We start from the raw sequence: 17334 nt of genomic DNA, 5'->3' as shown, positions 1-17334 counted from the left end.
GGCCGGAGCCCGTCCCTGCCGTACCGTGGGGACGTGGTCACCCCCTACCCGCACTCCTCCGGCGACGCGCGGACCCGCGCCGTCGGGCCCGGCGCGGGTGGCCCCGACGGCGCGGTCGAGGGGCTCCGCGTCGAGCACACCCCTCAGCAGACCCCCCAGCAGACGTGGCGTCCGCACGCCTACGCACCCTCACCCGGGGACAAGCTCGGCCGGTACCGCCTCGACCGCGAGATCGGCCAGGGCGGCATGGGGATCGTCTACCTCGGACTCGACGACGAGCACCGCGCCGTGGCGCTGAAGGTCCTCAAACCCCACATCGCCGCCGATCCGCAGGCCCGACAGCGCCTCGCCCGCGAGGTGTCCACCCTCGAACGCGTCCGCTCGCCGCGGGTCGCGGAGGTGCTCTCCGCCGACGTCGACGGGCAGTGGCCGCACCTGGTCACCCGCTACGTGCCCGGCCCCTCCCTCGAGCACGTCGTCCAGACCCGGGGACCGTTGCAGGGCAGCCGGTTGCGCGACCTCGGCCACGGCCTCGCCGAAGCCCTGCACGCCATCCACGCGGCCGGCGTCGTGCACCGCGACCTCAAGCCCAGCAACGTCCTCCTCCTCGACGGCCTCCCCGTCGTCATCGACTTCGGCATCGCCCACGTCGCCGACGACGTCCGGCTCACCTCCACCGGCCTCGTCATGGGGACCCCCGGCTACCTCTCGCCCGAGGTCGTCGCCGGTGGACTCGTCTCCCCGGCCACCGACTGGTGGGGCTGGGCCGCCACCGTCGCCTACGCCGCCAGCGGTCGCCCGCCCTACGGGTCCGGCCCGATGGAGGTCGTCCTCGACCGCGTCCGCCGCGCCGACGTCGACCTCTCCGCCGTGCCCGCCGACCTGCGCGGCCCGATCCTCGCGGCGCTCGCGGTCAACCCCGCCCACCGGCCGCACCCGGACGCGCTGCTGCGCGCGCTCGACGGCGCGACGACGGGCAGCCAGGGCCGCGTCGATCCGGTCGCGGCCACCACGGCCGTCCCCGCTCCCGACCCCTCCCGCCCGGCGGCGCCGCCGTCGCGGTTCGAGTCGCTGATCGCCGACGAGACCGCGGCCCTGCCGCGCGTGCAGGCCCCGGCGCCGCACCGGGAGGCGCCCGCGGAGTCCACGACCGTCCTGCCGCCGCAGCAGCCCGCACCGCCGACGGCGCCCTTCGCCCACCCGCCCGCGCCGACCTACCCGCCGGCGCAGCAGGCCCCGCCCGGGTGGATCCCCACCGTGCCCGGTCCCGGGGTCCTCAACCGCCAGCCGTACCCGAACCAGCCGTTCCCGAACCAGCCGTACCCGAACCAGCCGTACCCGAACGCGCAGCCCGCCGCGCAGGCGCCGACGGGGACGAACGGTCAGCCCGCGCGCCCGCAACGTTCGTGGACGATCTTCGCCGCGCTGCTCGCCCTCGTCGGCGTGTTCGCGGTCGCGCCCGCCACGGCCGTGGTCGTCTCGCTGGTGGGCGGCACGGTCGCCCGCACCGTGGACCGCGCGGCGGCGGGGTTGTTCCGTCGTCGGTGGGAGGCGGGCCCCCGGGCGACCGACGCCCTCGCCGTCGGTGCGGCCACCCCGTGGCACGCGTTCCGCGCGGCCGTCTCCACGGTGTTCTCGGCGATCATCCCGCTGCTGGTGGGCATCAGCGTCGTCTTCATCGTCGGGACCTTCGGGCGGGGAGCGGCCCTGGACTACCAGAGCTCCTGGACCCTCGCCCTCGGTGGTCTCGCCGGGACGCTGGTGGCCTGGCACGGCCCCGGTGGCCGGTCGTTGCAGCGCGGCGCGCGCAAGGCCGTCCGCAGCACCCTGCGCGGGGAGCGCGAGACGGGCGTCGCCATCGGCGTGCTGCTGCTCATCGCCTTCGCCGCGGCCCTGATGGTCCTCGGTGGCGGGGCGCCGGACTGGCGCCCGTTGTCCTCCTCGCCCCTCGACTGGTTCAACTGATCAGGAGCGCGGGACGGCGCGGAGGCGGGGACGTCTCGTCGGCGCCACCCCGACGGACTCGCGCGGCAGGACCCGGTGCAGCGACCGGGGGTCCGCTGCCGGGGGTTCTTCGTGGCGCATCAGGGCGATCAACCGCTCCATGGCCTCCCGGCCCTGCCGCTCGAGGTCGTTCGCGACGGTCGAGAGGGTCGGCGTGCAGAACCGGCCCAGCCCGTTGTCGTCCCAGCCGAACACGCTGAGGTCGCGGTGGACCCGCCACCCCCGTTGCGTCGCAGCGCGGATGGCGCCCATGGCGGAGTAGTCGTTGCCCGCCACGACGGCGGTGACGGGGCTGTCGCGGGGGAGGGTGGCGATGGCCTCGTAGCCCGACTCGCCCTGCCAGTCGCCCAGGAAGACGGTGGCTTCGACCCCGAGCTCGGCGGTGACGTCCAGGAAGGTCTGGCGGCGGTTGCGCGCCGAGGTGTAGGTGAGCGGGCCGCTGACGTGCAGGAAGTGCCGGTGTCCCAGACCCACCAGCATCCGCACGATCTCCCCGCAGGCGGTGCCGTCGGCGAGGGCACCCGTGCCGCGCAGTTCCGCGTCGTAGGTCGACATAGTCACGACGGGGGTGGCCGACGTGGGCGTGGGCGCCTGCGTTCCCGTGCCGAGGGCGAGGATCCCTTCGAACTCGCCGGAGTCGGCGATCTCCTGGACCCGCTCGCTCTGCTCGCCCGCCGACCCCTCACGACCGATGAGGTCGATGGTGTAGCCGGCGCCGTGGGCCACGCCCACCGCTTCGGAGATCAGCCGCAGCGGGAGGGCGGGGGTGGCCGTGGTCGTCGGCAGCAGGAACGCGACCCGTCCCGTCCGGCGGGTCCGCATCGAGCGGGCGATGAGGTTGGGGCGGTAGTTGAGTTCCTGGATGGCCGCCGCGACCTTCTCCGTCGTCGTGGGTTTCAGGCCGCCGTTGTTGCGCAGGTAGCGCGACACCGTCTGGTGCGAGACGCCGGCCAGGGCCGCGACTTCGTAGATGGTCGCCCGCTTGCGCACCGGCGAGATCTCCTGGGTCATGGTCAGCCTCTCGGGAGGTGCTGCGGATCGAGTGGTCGATCCGTCGAGCGTCATCGTTGACACCCGAAGTGATCGATAACTACAGTACTCGAAGTCAACGAAGATTATCGATCACTTTCGTGGTCCGCACTGCTTCCACAGATGAGGTCAACGGTGAGCACATCTCTTGAAGACCGGCCCGTGCGCTTCGCGGCCGTCGGGCTCGACCACGCCCACGCGTTCGGTCAGATCGCGGGCCTGCTCGCGCAGGGCTGCGAACTCGTGGGTCTCGCCACGGACGACCGCGACGCCGCGATCGCCCGCGGCGTCGCGGAACGCTGGCCCGACGTCCCCTGGGCCGAGCACCCCGATCAGCTCCTGACCGACCCCTCGGTCGACCTGATCGTCACCGCCGCCGTCCCGGACCGGCGGGGGCCGATCGCCGTGACGGCCCTGCGCAACGGCAAGGACGTCGTGGCCGACAAACCCGGCTGCATCTCCCTCGAACAGCTCGACGAGGTCGAGAAGGCGGTGGCGGAGTCCGGCCGGTTCTGGTCGGTCACGTTCTCGGAACGCTTCGAGGTCCGCTGCGCGGTGAAGGCCGGCGAACTCGTCCAGGCGGGTCGCATCGGCCAGGTCGTGCAGACCATCGGGCTGGGTCCGCACCGCGAGGGGGACCGCGCCCACCTCGCCGGGGGCGCGGGGCGGCCGGCGTGGTTCTACGACCGGGTCCGCACGGGCGGGATCCTCACCGACATCGCCAGCCACCAGATCGACCAGTTCCTCTTCTACACGGGGTCCGAGACCGCCGAGGTGGTGGCGAGCACCGTCGCGAACTACACCCACGAGGACTCGCCCCGGATGCAGGACTTCGGCGAGCTGACCCTGGCCGCCGAACGGGCCCACGGTTACGTGCGCGTCGACTGGTACACGCCCCAGGGTCTGCCCACCTGGGGGGACGGGCGCACGACGATCCTCGGAACCGAGGGGTTCATCGAACTCCGCAAGTACGTCGACCTCGCCGGGCGCGAAGGGGGCGACCACCTCTTCCTCGTCGACGGGAGCACGACCGAACGCATCGACTGCTCCGACGTCGAACTCCCGTACTACCCGGCCCTCGTGCACGACGTGCGCCACCGCACCGAGACGGCCTGCCCGCAGCGGCACACGTTCGAGGTGATGCGTCTCGCGATCACGGCGCAGCAGAACGCCACGCTGAAGGGGTTCGCGGCGTGAGCGCCGTTCCGGGAGCCCTGCGGGTCGGTGTCGTGGGCTGCGGGGGCATCGCCCGCTCGCACGGGCGGGCCTACGCGGCCAACCCCCGGGTGCAGCTCGTGGCGGCCCACGACGTGAACCCCGCGTCGGCGAAGGGCTTCGCCGAGGAGTTCGGCGCTGCCGCGTGCGACAGCCTGGCCGACCTCGTCGCCCAGGACGTGCAGCTCGTCTCCGTCTGCACGCCACCGGGTTCGCATACGGCGACGACCGTGGCCCTGCTCGAACTCGGGGTCTCCGTCCTCCTCGAGAAGCCGCCGACGGTCAACCTGGCCGACATGGACCTCATCGCGCAGGCCGAGGCGGCCAGCACGGGATCGGTCTACGTCGTCTTCCAGCACCGGCACGGGTCCGGGGCCGAGCGGGCGCACCGCCTGCTGGCCGACGGCTCGCTGGGGGTTCCGCGCGTCGCCGTGTGCGAGACGCTCTGGTACCGCCCGGAGAGCTACTTCGACCCCGAGTGGCGGGGGAACTGGGCCGGCGAGGGGGGTGGCCCCACCCTCGGGCACGGCATCCACCAGATCGACCTGCTCCTGCACCTCATGGGGGAGTGGACGACGCTGAACGCCACGGCCGCCCGCATCGCCCGTCCGGTCGAGTTCGAGGACGTGGCGATGGCGACGGTCACCTTCGCCAACGGTGCGCGGGCCTCGGTCGTGACGAGCCTGCTCTCGCCCAAGGAGGTCAGCCGCATCCGGATCGACACCACCGCCGGGACCCTCGAGGTCGACCACCTCTACGGCTACTCCGACGCGGACTGGTCCTGGTTCCCGCTGCCGGGCGCCGACCGGGTCGCCGCCAACGGGAGCGATCCGGAACTTGCCGGTGGGAACTCCGCCGGGGGCGACGGGGGCACCGACGTGTGGACGGCGTCGGCGGGGGTGGACCGGCCCTCGCAGCACGCGGCGCAGATCGACGAACTCGTGAACGACCTGCTCGCGGGTCGCCCGCACGCCACGACCCTGGCCAGCACGCGGCCGACGATGGAGTTCGTGACGGCGCTCTACGCGTCGGCTCTCGGGGGCACCAGCATCGCCCGCCAGGACCTGACCCCCGACCTGGAGTTCTACCGCAGCCTCGACGGAGGACTTCCCGCGCAGCAGGTCTCGGCGCGGCTGGGTTCCGGCCGGTCCGCTCCGGCGTAGTCTCCACCCGCAACACCCCCTCGACTCAACGACGACCGAGAAGGTGGTTCCCATGTTCGATGGACCCCACGGCGGAAGGCCGCCGCGGTGAGCGCGATCTCCGAACTCTCCAACATCCGGACCGCCCGGGGCGACCGTCCCCGGACCCGTGAGGAGAAGGCCGCCCTGCGGCGCGAGAACGGCCGCGACAACAAGGCCGCGTACCTGTTCCTGGCCCCGTGGTTCCTGGGCCTGGTGGTCATCACCATCGGCCCGATGCTGGCCAGCCTGTACCTCTCGTTCACGAAGTACAGCCTGCTGCAGCCTCCGGAGTGGATCGGCGTGCAGAACTACGTCGACATGCTCACCGACTCGCGTCTGCACCACTCGCTGAAGGTCACGTTGATCTACGTGGTCGTCGGGGTGCCGTTGCAGCTGGGGTTCGCCCTGGCCGTGGCGATCGTCCTGGACCGCGGGATGCGCGGTCTGGCGCTGTACCGCTCCATCTTCTACCTGCCCTCGATGCTGGGTGGCTCCGTCGCCATCGCCCTGCTGTGGCGCCAGATGTTCGGCACCGAGGGCCTGGTCAACCAGATCCTGGGGGCCGTGGGCATCCAGTCCACGACGGGCTGGGTCTCCGACCCGAGCTACGCGCTGTGGACGATCATCCTGCTGCACGTCTGGACGTTCGGTTCGCCGATGGTCATCTTCCTGGCCGGCCTGCGCCAGATCCCCGTCATGTACCACGAGGCCGCCGCTGTCGACGGTGCCAGCCGCTGGACCCGGTTCCGGCGGATCACCCTTCCGCTGTTGTCGCCGATCGTGTTCTTCAACCTGGTGCTGCAGCTGATCAACGCGTTCCAGTCGTTCACCCAGGCCTTCGTGGTCTCCGGTGGCACCGGGGGTCCGGCGGACTCCACGCTGTTCTACTCGTTGTACCTGTACCAGAAGGGTTTCGGTCAGTTCCAGATGGGCTACGCCGCGGCGATGGCGTGGTTGCTGGTCCTCATCATCGGTGTCCTGACCGCCGTCAACTTCCTCCTCTCGAAGTTCTGGGTGTTCTACGATGACTGAACTGCAGGAGACCGCCTCTCCCGAGGTCGCGACCCACGGGCCGAAGCCCGTGGAAGGTGCGGGACGTGCGTCCCGCAACGCCCGCTCGGTGGTGAAGCACCTGGTGCTGATCGCCGTGAGCGTCATCATGATCTACCCGTTGCTGTGGCTGCTGGTGTCCTCGTTCCGGCCCACGGACGTCATCTTCCGGACCCCCGGGCTGTGGCTCAACGACCTGATCACCAGCAACTACACGGGCGGCTGGACGGCCCTCGCGCAGCCCTTCGGTCACTACATCGTGAACTCCGCGATCGTGGTCGTCGGGGCCGTCGCGGGGAACCTCTTCGCCTGCTCCATGGCCGCCTACGCCTTCGCCCGCTGCCGGTTCCGGTTCAAGACGCTGTGGTTCGCCGTCATGCTCATCACCGTGATGGTCCCGGTCCACGTCGTCCTGGTGCCGCAGTACATCCTGTTCAACAACCTCGGCTGGGTGAACACGTTCGTCCCGCTGATCCTGCCGAAGTTCCTGGCCACCGACTCGTTCTTCATCTTCCTCATGGTGCAGTTCATCCGCGGCATCCCGCGGGAGCTCGACGAGGCGGCCCGCATCGACGGCTGCGGACACGGCCGCATCTTCCTGCGCGTGATGATCCCGCTGATGGGGCCGGCGTTGGCCACCACCGCCATCTTCACGTTCATCTGGACCTGGTCCGACTTCTTCACCCCCCTGATCTACCTGACCGACCCGAACGCCTACACCGTTCCGGTCGCGCTCAAGCAGTTCCTCGACGCCACCAGCGGCAGCAACTGGGGAGCGATGTTCGCGATGTCCATCGTGACCCTCGTCCCGCTGTTCGTGGTGTTCCTCTTCGGTCAGCGCTTCCTCGTCAAGGGGATCTCCACCACCGGTGGCAAGTGACCGTCCGCACGACCGCTCCTACCCGCGCACCTTCGACGAGAATGGCCTCGCTGACATGAACCACGCGGACACCAACACCTCTCCCACCCCGCACCGGGGTCCGTCCCGGCGCCAGGCCGTCACCGGCCTCGCCGCCGTCGGGTCGCTGGCCGCCCTCGCCGCCTGCGCGCCCGGTAGTTCCGGCGGTTCGCAGGCCTCCGGGGGCGGCGGCACCCTGCGCGTCTCGACCTGGGGCAACGACTCCCGGCTCAAGCTCACCCAGCAGGCGGTGGCGGAGTTCGAGAAGGCCAACCCGGGCATCAAGGTCACCGTCGAGAACTCCGAGTGGACCTCGTACTGGGACAAGCTCGCCACCGGCACCGCCGCGAACGACTCGCCCGACGTCATCCAGATGGACGAGTCCTACATCGCCGCCTACGGGACGCGGGGCGCCCTGCTCGACCTCGGCTCCGTCTCCGGTCAGCTCGACCTGTCGGCGATGGACGAGAAGGTGCGCGACACCGGCATGGTGGACAAGACGTTCGTCGGTGCTCCCATCGGCACCGGAAACTACTCCTTCGGGGTCAACCCGAAGCTGCTGGAGCAGGCCGGCGTGGCGATGCCGGACGACACCAAGTGGACCTGGGACGAGTTCGCCGACCTCGCCACCCAGATCTCCTCGAAGCTGAGCGCCCAGGGCGTCTTCGGCTTCGACGGGTTCGGGGTGGGCACCAACGAGGTGGCCGTCTGGGCCCGCCAGCGCGGCCAGGAGGTCTTCCCCCGCGACGACGAGAAGCCCGCCGACGAGGCGACCGTCACCAACTTCTTCGAGTACGCCGACGCCCTCATCGCCTCCGGGGCGACGCCGCCGGCCGCGATGCAGAGCGAGAACTCGACCGCCGCGCTCGACGCCTCGCTGTTCGCCACCAACCGGGCGGCGTTCCACCTGCTCTTCCACACGCAGATCTCGGCGTTCGCAGCGGCCAGCGGCAACGAGTTGAAGCTGCTGCGGCTGCCCGCCAAGGCAGCGGGGGAGTCCCCGAAGATGGTGAACAAGGCGTCGATGTACTGGTCGATCTCCGCGCGCTCGAAGCAGAGCGAGAACGCGGCGAAGTTCGTCTCCTTCGTGCTCACCAACCCCGCCGCGACGAAGATCCTCACCACCGAGCGGGGGGTCCCGGCGATCCCGTCCGTGCAGGAGGACATCAAGCCGGTCCTGGACCCGCAGGCCAAGATCGCCCTGGAGTTCACCCAGGCGATCACCCCGGAACTGGTCGACCCGCCGCAGGTGACCCCGGCCAACGCGTCGTCGTGGAGCACCGACTACTCCACGATCGCGACCGAGCAGATCTTCGGGCGGAGCACCCCGGCCGACGCCGCCAAGAAGGTCGTGTCCGCCGCGGCGGGCATGCTCTGAGGGCCGGTCCGTGCCGGCACACCGTCACGTCTGTGGCGGTGTGCTGGCGCGGACGAGCACCTCGCCCTCGAACCGTTCCCGGCGCAGCGGCCCGTCCCCGTCGGCGACGACGAGGTCGAAGACGGCCTCGCCGATGCCCCGCAACGGCAAGCGGACGGTGGTGAGGGCGGGGGCGACGTCGCGCAGGGTGGGGATGTCGTCGAAGCCCGAGATCGCGAGGTCCGCGGGGACGTCGACGCCGGCGTCGCGGGCGGCCGCGAGGGCACCGACGGCCATCACGTCGTTCGCGGCCATCAGGAGCGGACGACGCCCCTCCACCCGGGGGAGCGGACCGCGGGCCAGGAACTCCTCGGTGCTCGCGTAGGCCCCGTCGCGGGTGAACGGGCCCGCCAGGTGCGCGACGGGTTCGATCCCGTGCGCTCTCAGCCCGGCCAGGAACCCCGCCGTCCGCTCCCGTGCGGTCAGCAGGTCCTCGGGGCCCTCCAGCAGCACGAACTCGCGGTAGCCGATCCCGACCATGGCCTCGCTCAGACGTCGCGCCGCGCCGACGTTGTCGATGAGGACGGTGTCGACCCCCAGCACGTCCTGGGTGACGGCCGCCACCTGCCCGCCGCTGGCGCGGAACGCGTCGAGTTCGGCGCGCAGGGCGTCCGTCGACTCCTCGTCGGCCCAGCGCGACCCGGCCAGCAGCACGGCCCGGACGCGCTGCCGGCGCAGCGTCGCGACGTGCTGCAGTTCTCGCACGGGATCGCCTCCCGTCACGGCGAGGGTGACGATGACGTCGGACGCCTCGGCCCGGGCCGTCACCCCGGCGGCGAGGGAGGAGAAGTACGGGTCGGCGATGTCGTGGACGACGAGACCGACGACTCCCGAGCGGCCCCGGGCCATCGCCTGCGCCTGCGCGTTGGCGCTGTAGTCCAGCTGCGCGGCCGCGGCGTGCACGCGTTCGCGCAGCGCCTCACCGACGACCCGGGAACTGCCGTTGAGGACGCGTGAGGCCGTCGCCAACGAGACCCCGGCCTCGCGGGCCACGTCGTCGAGGGTCACGGGCCCGTCGGGACGGGACCTGCGGGCACGTCGACGGGGCGCATCGGGGGTCACGGGCCACATCCTCCCGTGCGGGGGGCCTCAGAGGATGTCGGCGTACTCCTCGGCGTGCCGCCGCACGTGCAGGCGGACGAAGGAACAGGCCGGGACGACGCGCAACCCGCGCGCCCGGACGTCGACCAACGCGGCGTCGACGACCTTCGTCGCCAGTCCCTCGTTCTCGTGGGCCGGGACGACCTCGGTGTGGACCATCGCGATCGACGAGCCCTGCGGGACGTAGTCGGCCAACGCCACGACCTGGCCGTCGAGGCGGCCCTCCCAGCGGTGGGCCTGCTCGTCGTGGGTGACGACGAGGTCGTCGACGGTTGCCACGGTGTCCTCCTGTGCTCGGTGGTCGTGCTCGTTCCCGTGGTGCGAACGTCACCGCGCCCGCGGCGCTTCCCGTCACCCGGCGTCGAGGAACTCCCGGTTGGCGGCGGTGTTTCGCGCGATGGCCGCGGCCCACGCCGTGGGGTTGCGCCGCAGCCGGTCGCGACGGGCCCGCTGCACGGCGGCGACGACCGGCACCGCCCGGCTCAGCAGCGGGTGCCGCGGGATGCCCAGCGCGTCCGCGAGCGGGTCGCCCTGCATGGCCCGGGAGACCACCTCGACGAGGGGGGTCGCCACGAGCGCCGGGATCGGGGTGAGTTCGGCCAGCGTGGTGGCCAGCACGGTCAGGCCCGAGGCCGTGAGGGCGCGGGCGTCGTCGTTGGGCGCCGCGGTGCGGGCGTCGATCCGGTCGTGCAGGGTGCGCGCACCGGCCAGGTCGACCACTCCCGCCGTGAGGCCCGGTTCGACCCCCAGCAGCGTTCCGAGGTGGCGCCAGAAGCGGAGGAAGCGCGCGTACTCGGCAGGGGTGAGGTCGATGCCCAGCACCGCGGCGGACTGCGGCGCGACGTAGGTGAAGTCGAGCCAGGTGCGGAGCTGGTCCAGCTGGCTGATCGGGACGGTCCCGTCCGCGGGCGGGTCCTCGCGCTGGACGCGGCGCCGGACGACGGCGTGGCCGAGGCGCACGTGGGCGGTGGAGACGAAACCCCGCCGGCCGGGGCGGGTCCCGCCGGGCAGCGACGCGGCCGTCAGCCACTGCGCCGTCTCCAGCAGCCGGGCGTGGGCGTTCTCCCCCAGGAGCCGCCCCGTCCGGACCAGGATCGTGGACGTCGTCGGCGGCCGGTAGGAACTGATGAGCGCTCCCGCCCCGACGTCGAAGACGTGGACGCCCATCGACGCCGTGAAGGTCGGTTCGGCCGCCGCGTCCAGGACCTCGTCGTCGGCTGCGGCGCAGGTGCGTTCGAGGTCGAGCACCAGGTCGTGCACAGCCGGGTCCACGGCGCTGTCGGCGCCGTGGCGCAACGCCTCGTCGAAGCGTCGCCAGCCGGTGGGATCGGCGAGGACCCGGTCGGCGAGGGCGTCCGCGAGCGGGTCGGAACGGTGCGCCGCGACGGCGAGGTCCGCCTCGGTGGGGAGGGCGGGGGAGGTCGGCGGAGTGCTGGAGGTCCTCACCCCGCTGACTCTGCCTCCTGAACGCCTCCTGCGCCCGCCGGCCCTCGTCGTACCGTTGCCGCAGCAGCACGGCTCGTTCCGGACACGCCGCCGGGACACCGGGCCGACCGCCCACGAGTGCAGGAGGACGCCCATGTCCACCGTGACCGAGACCACCAGCGCCTGGACCTCCACGGCCGACACCGGGCCACGCGTCCACGTGGTGCACGAGAACCCAGGGTGGTTCCCGCCCTTCGAGGCCGCCTTCCGCGCCGAGGGCGTGCCGTTCCAGGAGGTCCTGCTGACCGACGGGTCCCTGGACCTCGACGCCGAACCGGCCCCGGGCGTCTACTGGTCGCGGCTCAGCGCGTCCGCGCACACCCGAGGTCACGGGCAGACCAAGGAGTTCACCCGGGCCTTCTTCGCCTGGCTCGAGGGCTGGGGACGCCGGGTCGTCGGGGGGACCCACGTCGTCGAGCTCGAGGTGAGCAAGGTCGCCCAGCACGCGCTGTTGCGCCGCAACGGGTTCGACGTACCCCGGACCTTGGCCGTCTTCGGCCGCGGGGACCTGGCGGCACGCTCCCGGGAACTGCAGGTGCCGTTCATCACCAAGCACAACCAGGGCGGCAAGGGCCTCGGTGTCCGGCGCTTCGACTCCCACGAGGACTTCGACGCCCACGTGGCCTCGCCGGAGTTCGAGGAACCGGTCGACGGGATCACCCTGCTCCAGGAGTTCCTCCGCTCGGCCGAACCGTTCGTCACCCGGGCCGAGTTCGTGGGCGGGCGCTTCGTCTACGCGGTGCGCGTGGACACCTCCGCGGGCAGCTTCGAACTGTGCCCTGCCGACGCGTGCGAGGTGCCGGGCGTGGTCCCGTTCGCGCTGCGCACGGAGATCACCGGAGACCACCCGCTCGTCCGCCGCTACGAGGACCTGCTGCGGACGGCCGGCGTCGAGATCGCCGGCATCGAGTTCCTCGAGACGGCGGACGGGCGGACGGTCACCTACGACATCAACACCAACACCAACTACAACCCCGCGGTCGAGGCCGTCGCCCCCGTGTCGGGTCCCGGCGCCATCGCCCGCTACCTCGGCGGGCTTCTCAGCGGCGACGCGTGAGCGGAGGTCGCAGACCCAGGTGCTCGCGCAGCGTGGTCCCGACGTACGCGGTCGGGTAGGCGTCCCGTTCCTGCAGGGCCGGGACGAGCTGGTCCACGATGTCGTCCAGGCCGCTGGGGACGAGGAACGGCGTGACGTTGAACCCGCTGCTGGCGCCGCTGCGTACCCAGAGGGTCAGTTCGTCGGCCAACTGCGAGGCCGTACCGGCGAAACCGCGCCGGGCCGAGGTGTGCAGCACGAGTTCGCGCAGCGAGAACTTGTTCTCCTCCGCCACCCGGCGCCACTCCTGGGCGATCGCCCGGGGGTCGTGACCCTGTCGCGCGGCGCCCCGGGTCCCGTCGATGTCCGCGATGACGGGGTCGTGCGCGGGCGCGGGGGTCACCTGCTGCTCCAGGACCCAACGGGCCTTCTCCTCCACCTCGCCCTCGGTGTCGGCGACGACGATCTGGGTCCCCGGGAAGGTGAGGACGTCGTCCTCGGGGCGACCCGCCGCCACGACGCGGCGGCGGACGTCGTCGGCGAACGCCAGCGCGTCGTGGCGGTCGCTCCCGTGCGCGGAGAAGATCACGTCGGCCGAGCGGGCGGCGAAGTCGCGGCCGGTGGGTGAGTCGCCGGCCTGGAAGATCACGGGATGACCCTGCGGGCTGCGGGGGACGGTGGGGGCGATCTCGACGTCGAAGAAGCCGTCGTCGGAGTCCACGGGAGCGAACTCCGACCCGTCCCAGCTGTCCCAGACCCGTCGGGCCAGGTTCACGAAGCGTTCGGCCCGCTCGTAGCGGTCGGCGTGGTCGAGGTAGCCGCCCCGGCGGAAGTTCGCCCCGGTCCAGGCGTTGTCCGTCGTGACGACGTTCCACGCGGCGCGACCACCGGAGAGGACGTCCAGGGACGCGAGACGGCGGGCCAGGTCGGCGGGGTCGTTGTAGGTGGTGTTCTGGGTGGCGACCAGACCGATGCGGTCGGTCAGACCCGCCAGCGTGGCGAGTTCGGTCAGCGCGTCGGGTCGCCCGACGACGTCGAGGTCGTGGATCCTGCCCCGCTGTTCGCGCAGGCGGAGGCCCTCGCCGAGGAAGAACGCGTCGAGCAGTCCGCGTTCGGCGGTCCGGATCAGCTGCGTGAAGGTGGAGTGGTTCATCTGGGAACCGCTGCGGGGGTCCGACCAGATGGTGCTGTGGTTGACGCCCTGGAAGAAGACGCCGAAGTGGACGACGGCGTTCGGGTAGCGCAGGTCGGTCACGGGACTCCTCAGGCCGTCGCGAACTGGTTGACCGGCCGGGGACGGCCGAGGGTGGTGCGCAACGTCGCACCGGCGGCGGGTGGTCGCAGCAGCCGGGCGACGCGCAGGGCGGGGAACGTGGTGCGCAGCAGCGTGCGGAGGTCCTCGTCGAGGACGGCGGCGTGCAGCCGGACACCGTCGACGGAACCCGCGAGACCGGAGAGGTACCGCGCGAAGCCTTCACCGGACCCCGTCCAGCGCAGCCGGCCCCGTGCGGGAGCCGGGGCGTCGGCGTCGAGCGCCTCGACCCGCTGCGCACCCGAGGCGGCCGCGGTGTCGAGGGCGAACTCGACCTCGAGCACGACCAGCGGACCACCGGCGCTGCGCCGGGTCCGCTCGCTGCCCGTGAGGACGACGTCGACCACGCCCGGGTCGAGGAGGTCGCGTTCGTGGGCGGCCACGACCGGCTGCCCCTGCGGGGGACGGGGCACGGTGAGCGGGCCCTTGACCGAGAAGTTGGTGGCGACGACGTCGACGTGGTGCAACCGGTCGCGGTCGACGTAGCGTCCCGTGGCGACGTCGCGGACCACCGCGTCGTCCTCCCAGGAGTCCCACAACCTCCGTACGGCCCCGACCACGTCGGTGAGTTCCGCCTGCGGGTCGTCGAGCACGGGGAGGTTCACCGTCCGGGCCACGGCGGGGGTGGACGTCGTCGCGATCCAGCCGGCTCGGCCGGCGCTGGAGTGGTCCAGCGACGCGATCTGCGCCGCCACGTGGAACGGTTCGGAGTAGGTGGTCGCGGCGACCGGCAGCAGACCGATCGTGTCGGTGGTCCCGGCGAGGAAGGCCGCCCGCTGCACCGCGTCCAGGTGTCCGTGGGGGTTGCGGGGGTCCGGCAGCGTGGAGTCCTCGAAGGTGAGTCCCGTGAGGCCCTGGGCCTGCGCGGTGACGGCGAACTCCTTCAACCGCGCGGGGGAGAACACGGCGTCGGGGGAGACCCGGGAGCGGCGCCAGGCCGCGGGGTGCCACCCGCCGCCGTCGACGTCGAGGAACACGTGGAAGGGGGGCGGCACGGAAATCTCCTGAGTGGTGGGTACGGCAGCCGTCGTCTGTGTCACAGTGCTCTCCACCGATCGACGAGGAGGCGACCATGCGTGACCGGGTACGAGAACTGTTGGCGCACTGGGTGTCGTCGATCGTGGCCGGACTGGCCATCGCGGGGCAGGGGCAGTGGGGGTACGCCTGGTCGCCGCTGGACGACGAGCCGGCCCCCGGTGAGCTGAGCTGGCCGCAGTTCGAGGGGGAGCTGCGCGCGCTCTTCGCCGAGGCCGAACGTGGTGGGATCGGCGACGGGTCCCGGCCCAGCAGCGAGCCGATGCCCTGACGTCCCGTCCCGTCGACCGGGGTGGATCAGGTCTGGGCGGGTTCGCCCACGGTCAGGCCCGCGGCCTTCCAGGCCGGGAAACCGCCGTCGACCTGCACGACGTCGGTGAAGCCGGCCGCCAGCAGTTCGGCAGTGACGGGGCCGGAGCCCGCGGGGGAACCGCAGATCACGACGATCTCCTGGTCCTTCCCGGTGAGTTCCGCCAGCGCGGTGTCGGAACCGAGGGCGAACTTCTCCGCCACCTGGGTCTTGGCCACGACGACGGCCTGCGGCAGGTCGCCGGCGGCGGCCCGCCCGGCGTCGCTGCGGACGTCGACGAACAGCGCACCGGCGGCGACGGCGCGCCCGGCGGTCTCCGCGTCGACGAGCGGTGCCTGGGGTGCTGCGGGGGTGTCGCTCACGTCGTGTCTCCTCGGTTCGTGCGGTCGGCCCCGGCGATCGCGCGAGTCCGTCGTCGCTGCTGGCTGAGGCGTCGGCGAGGTGCTCACCCCAGGTCCGCGTCCGCACCGGGCGCGGGCAGGAAGGACGCGGGTTCCGGGCGAGCGTCGGTCGTGGGACCCCAGTGCCCCGCGACGATCCCGTACTCGAGCTCCGGCCCGGCACCGACGAACTGCTCGACCGCGGCCAGCAGCCGTTCGACCTCGGCCGATCCCGTTCCGACCCCGGTGGAGACCCTCAGACCGCCGTCGGCCAGACCGAGGGAGTCGGCGAACCGGTGGGCGCAGAACCGTCCGTCGCGCACACCGATCCCGTGCTCGGCCGAGAGGAAGGCCGCGACCTCGGAGACCGAGCGACCGGGGACGGTGAAGGTCACGACCCCCACGGCGTCGTCGGGGTGCGGGCGCACGACCTCGACGCCGGCCAGCGCCGTCAGCCCGCCGACGAGCCGTTCGCGCAGCGCCTCCTCGTGCGCTTCGAGCGCTCCGGGGGCCAGCGTCGCGAGCGTGCTGCAGGCCTGGGCGAGGGCGACGGCGCCGAGCACGTTCGGGGAACCCGCCTCGTGGCGGTCGGGCCCGGTGGCCCACCGCACCGCGTCGTGGCGCACGTCGAGGGTGGCGCCCCCACCCGCGAGGTAGGGATCAGCGGCGTCGAGCCAGTCGCGACGACCGACGAGCGCGCCCGCTCCGTAGGGGGCGTAGAGCTTGTGCCCGGACAGCGCGATCCAGTCGATCCCGTCGCGACCGAGGTCCACCCGGCGGTGGGGGAGCAGCTGCGCCCCGTCGACGGCGATGCGGGCGCCGGCCGCGTGCGCGGCCCGGGCCAGCCGACGCAGCGGCAGCACCTCACCGGTCACGTTGGAGGCACCGGCGACGGCCAGCAGCGCGTACCCGCCGCGGGCGAGCTCGGCCTCCAGCAGCGTCGCGGTCTCCTCCGCGTCCGACCCGCCGCGCAGGACCGTGGTCAGGGCTGAGCGCTGCCACGACAACAGGTTCGCGTGGTGCTCGACGTCGGCCACCAGGACCCTGGAGCCCTGCGGGACCGCCCGGGCGAGCAGGTCGAGCGCGTCGGTCGTGCTCCGGGTGAAGACGACGACGTCGTCGGGGCGTGCCCCCAGGAAGGTCCCGACCTCGGCCCGGGCCTGCTCGAACAGGGCGGTGGAGACGCGCGAGAGGTACCCGGCGCCGCGGTGGACGCTGGCGTAGTGGGGGAGGACCTGGGCGACGCGGGTGGCGACCGAGGTGAGGGCGGGTGCGCTGGCGGCGTTGTCCAGGTTCGCGTAGGTGGTCGACCCGCCCTGGGCGAGCGGGACGCGGGTGTCCCGGCCGACCACGGGCAGCAGCGGCGCGACGGGCGCCGGGCAGCGGAGGGGGGAGAGGGTGCTGAGCGTCACGAGGAGTCTCCTGGAGGAACTGGACCCTGCCGGGAGGACCGGGATCGCCCCGGCGAGGTCCGCGCTTGCCGGCGCCACTGCGGCGTCGACCAGGTCGTCACCCGGGGCACCCCGCCGCGGAGGGAGGGTTGCCGGCCAGCGAGCCGGGGCTTGTCGCTGGCGCTCATGACCTGCGCTGAGGTTGTCACGTCGGACCCCGCTGAGCAAGATCGGCGTGTCGCGAACCCGTCGGAACTCCCTCCAGAACCCCACGTGTCGGGTAGTTCCTCCGTTCGGGGGAACCCCGGAACAGCACTTGTGGATCGCGTCGACCCCGGTCTACATTCGGTGAACACCATCCAGAGCGGCCGAGAGTCCTGGCTCGACGACGCCGCAGCAACCCCCCGAGCCCGGGCGAGGGTGCTAAAGCCAGGCCGATGGAGTTCGTGATGCGCCCCACCGATGTTCCTGACGCGTACCCGGTTCC

At 72.4% G+C, this 17334-nt stretch carries 16 protein-coding genes and 2 riboswitches; of the genes, 8 read left to right on the top strand and 8 right to left on the bottom strand.

All coding sequences use genetic code 11. The features are described from left to right. The first annotated feature begins 33 nt into the window (after positions 1-33). On the top strand, positions 34-1965 hold the full coding sequence (locus OG218_RS08360; RefSeq protein WP_328292750.1) for a serine/threonine-protein kinase: 1932 nt from the start codon (positions 34-36) through the stop codon (positions 1963-1965). Here OG218_RS08360 and OG218_RS08355 read toward each other — a convergent pair whose 3' ends face one another. Then, the gene (locus OG218_RS08355; RefSeq protein WP_328292749.1) at positions 1966-3015 is read right to left on the bottom strand and encodes a LacI family DNA-binding transcriptional regulator; all 1050 of its coding nucleotides are present in this window, start codon (positions 3013-3015) and stop codon (positions 1966-1968) included. Between the two features lie 153 nt (positions 3016-3168). Here OG218_RS08355 and OG218_RS08350 point away from each other — a divergent pair, with 153 nt between their 5' ends. From OG218_RS08350 to OG218_RS08330, 5 genes are all read left to right on the top strand, one after another. Next, positions 3169-4230, top strand: coding sequence for a Gfo/Idh/MocA family protein (locus OG218_RS08350; protein ID WP_328292748.1), 1062 nt, complete (start codon positions 3169-3171; stop codon positions 4228-4230). After that, complete coding sequence (locus OG218_RS08345; RefSeq protein ID WP_328292747.1) at positions 4227-5411, top strand: Gfo/Idh/MocA family protein; 1185 nt, start codon at positions 4227-4229, stop codon at positions 5409-5411. Before OG218_RS08350 ends, OG218_RS08345 begins: the two co-directional genes overlap by 4 nt. Positions 5412-5498: 87 nt before the next feature. After that, a complete protein-coding gene (locus OG218_RS08340) occupies positions 5499-6464 on the top strand; it encodes a carbohydrate ABC transporter permease (RefSeq protein WP_328292746.1) in 966 nt (321 codons plus the stop codon). Beyond that, entirely contained in the window at positions 6457-7362 is a 906-nt protein-coding gene (locus OG218_RS08335) for a carbohydrate ABC transporter permease (protein ID WP_328292745.1), read from the top strand. Before OG218_RS08340 ends, OG218_RS08335 begins: the two co-directional genes overlap by 8 nt. A 55-nt stretch (positions 7363-7417) precedes the next feature. Further along, positions 7418-8758 (top strand): ABC transporter substrate-binding protein, encoded by a 1341-nt coding sequence (locus OG218_RS08330; RefSeq protein WP_328292744.1) that lies wholly within the window; start codon positions 7418-7420, stop codon positions 8756-8758. Between the two features lie 24 nt (positions 8759-8782). Here the strand turns inward: OG218_RS08330 and OG218_RS08325 are convergent, their stop codons facing one another. The 3 genes from OG218_RS08325 to OG218_RS08315 form a co-directional block, all read right to left on the bottom strand. Continuing rightward, the gene (locus OG218_RS08325) at positions 8783-9868 is read right to left on the bottom strand and encodes a LacI family DNA-binding transcriptional regulator (protein ID WP_328292743.1); all 1086 of its coding nucleotides are present in this window, start codon (positions 9866-9868) and stop codon (positions 8783-8785) included. 18 nt (positions 9869-9886) lie between these two features. Further along, positions 9887-10177, bottom strand: coding sequence for a GNAT family N-acetyltransferase (locus OG218_RS08320; RefSeq protein ID WP_328292742.1), 291 nt, complete (start codon positions 10175-10177; stop codon positions 9887-9889). A gap of 72 nt (positions 10178-10249) precedes the next feature. Then, positions 10250-11344 carry an oxygenase MpaB family protein gene (locus OG218_RS08315; RefSeq protein ID WP_328292741.1) on the bottom strand — a complete coding sequence of 365 codons (1095 nt, stop codon included), beginning with the start codon at positions 11342-11344 and terminating at the stop codon, positions 10250-10252. Between the two features lie 133 nt (positions 11345-11477). Here OG218_RS08315 and OG218_RS08310 point away from each other — a divergent pair, with 133 nt between their 5' ends. Further along, the gene (locus OG218_RS08310) at positions 11478-12440 is read left to right on the top strand and encodes an ATP-grasp domain-containing protein (RefSeq protein WP_328292740.1); all 963 of its coding nucleotides are present in this window, start codon (positions 11478-11480) and stop codon (positions 12438-12440) included. On the opposite strand, the gene OG218_RS08305 is transcribed toward OG218_RS08310, so the two are convergent. Further along, positions 12424-13674, bottom strand: a complete 1251-nt coding sequence (locus OG218_RS08305; protein ID WP_328292739.1) for an NtaA/DmoA family FMN-dependent monooxygenase — start codon at positions 13672-13674, stop codon at positions 12424-12426. The genes OG218_RS08310 and OG218_RS08305 overlap by 17 nt on opposite strands. A gap of 8 nt (positions 13675-13682) precedes the next feature. Further along, on the bottom strand, positions 13683-14726 hold the full coding sequence (locus OG218_RS08300; protein WP_328292738.1) for an LLM class flavin-dependent oxidoreductase: 1044 nt from the start codon (positions 14724-14726) through the stop codon (positions 13683-13685). A 77-nt stretch (positions 14727-14803) separates the two neighbouring features. Between OG218_RS08300 and OG218_RS08295 the strand changes: the two genes are divergently transcribed. Further along, positions 14804-15037 carry a hypothetical protein gene (locus OG218_RS08295; RefSeq protein ID WP_328292737.1) on the top strand — a complete coding sequence of 78 codons (234 nt, stop codon included), beginning with the start codon at positions 14804-14806 and terminating at the stop codon, positions 15035-15037. A gap of 26 nt (positions 15038-15063) precedes the next feature. Here OG218_RS08295 and OG218_RS08290 read toward each other — a convergent pair whose 3' ends face one another. Continuing rightward, positions 15064-15438 (bottom strand): rhodanese-like domain-containing protein, encoded by a 375-nt coding sequence (locus OG218_RS08290; RefSeq protein ID WP_328292736.1) that lies wholly within the window; start codon positions 15436-15438, stop codon positions 15064-15066. Between the two features lie 83 nt (positions 15439-15521). Beyond that, positions 15522-16868 (bottom strand): aminotransferase class V-fold PLP-dependent enzyme, encoded by a 1347-nt coding sequence (locus OG218_RS08285; RefSeq protein ID WP_328292735.1) that lies wholly within the window; start codon positions 16866-16868, stop codon positions 15522-15524. Between the two features lie 56 nt (positions 16869-16924). Continuing rightward, positions 16925-17039, bottom strand: a riboswitch (SAM riboswitch). A gap of 160 nt (positions 17040-17199) precedes the next feature. Next, a riboswitch (SAM riboswitch) is annotated at positions 17200-17291 on the top strand. Positions 17292-17334: the final 43 nt, after the last annotated feature.

The sequence above is a fragment of the Kineococcus sp. NBC_00420 genome (assembly GCF_036021035.1).
Taxonomy (GTDB): Bacteria; Actinomycetota; Actinomycetes; order Actinomycetales; family Kineococcaceae; genus Kineococcus.
The sequence above is the reverse complement of the archived record's forward strand: the minus strand, read 5'-3'. Positions and strand labels throughout refer to the sequence as shown.

What these genes read in the sequence shown, in the direction of transcription:
- OG218_RS08355 (WP_328292749.1), bottom strand. Translation starts at nt 3,015, where the DNA reads ATGACCCAGGAGATCTCGCCGGTGCGCAAGCGGGCGACCATCTACGAA.
- OG218_RS08335 (WP_328292745.1), top strand. Translation starts at nt 6,457, where the DNA reads ATGACTGAACTGCAGGAGACCGCCTCTCCCGAGGTCGCGACCCACGGG.
- OG218_RS08330 (WP_328292744.1), top strand. Translation starts at nt 7,418, where the DNA reads ATGAACCACGCGGACACCAACACCTCTCCCACCCCGCACCGGGGTCCG.
- OG218_RS08325 (WP_328292743.1), bottom strand. Translation starts at nt 9,868, where the DNA reads ATGTGGCCCGTGACCCCCGATGCGCCCCGTCGACGTGCCCGCAGGTCC.
- OG218_RS08310 (WP_328292740.1), top strand. Translation starts at nt 11,478, where the DNA reads ATGTCCACCGTGACCGAGACCACCAGCGCCTGGACCTCCACGGCCGAC.
- OG218_RS08295 (WP_328292737.1), top strand. Translation starts at nt 14,804, where the DNA reads ATGCGTGACCGGGTACGAGAACTGTTGGCGCACTGGGTGTCGTCGATC.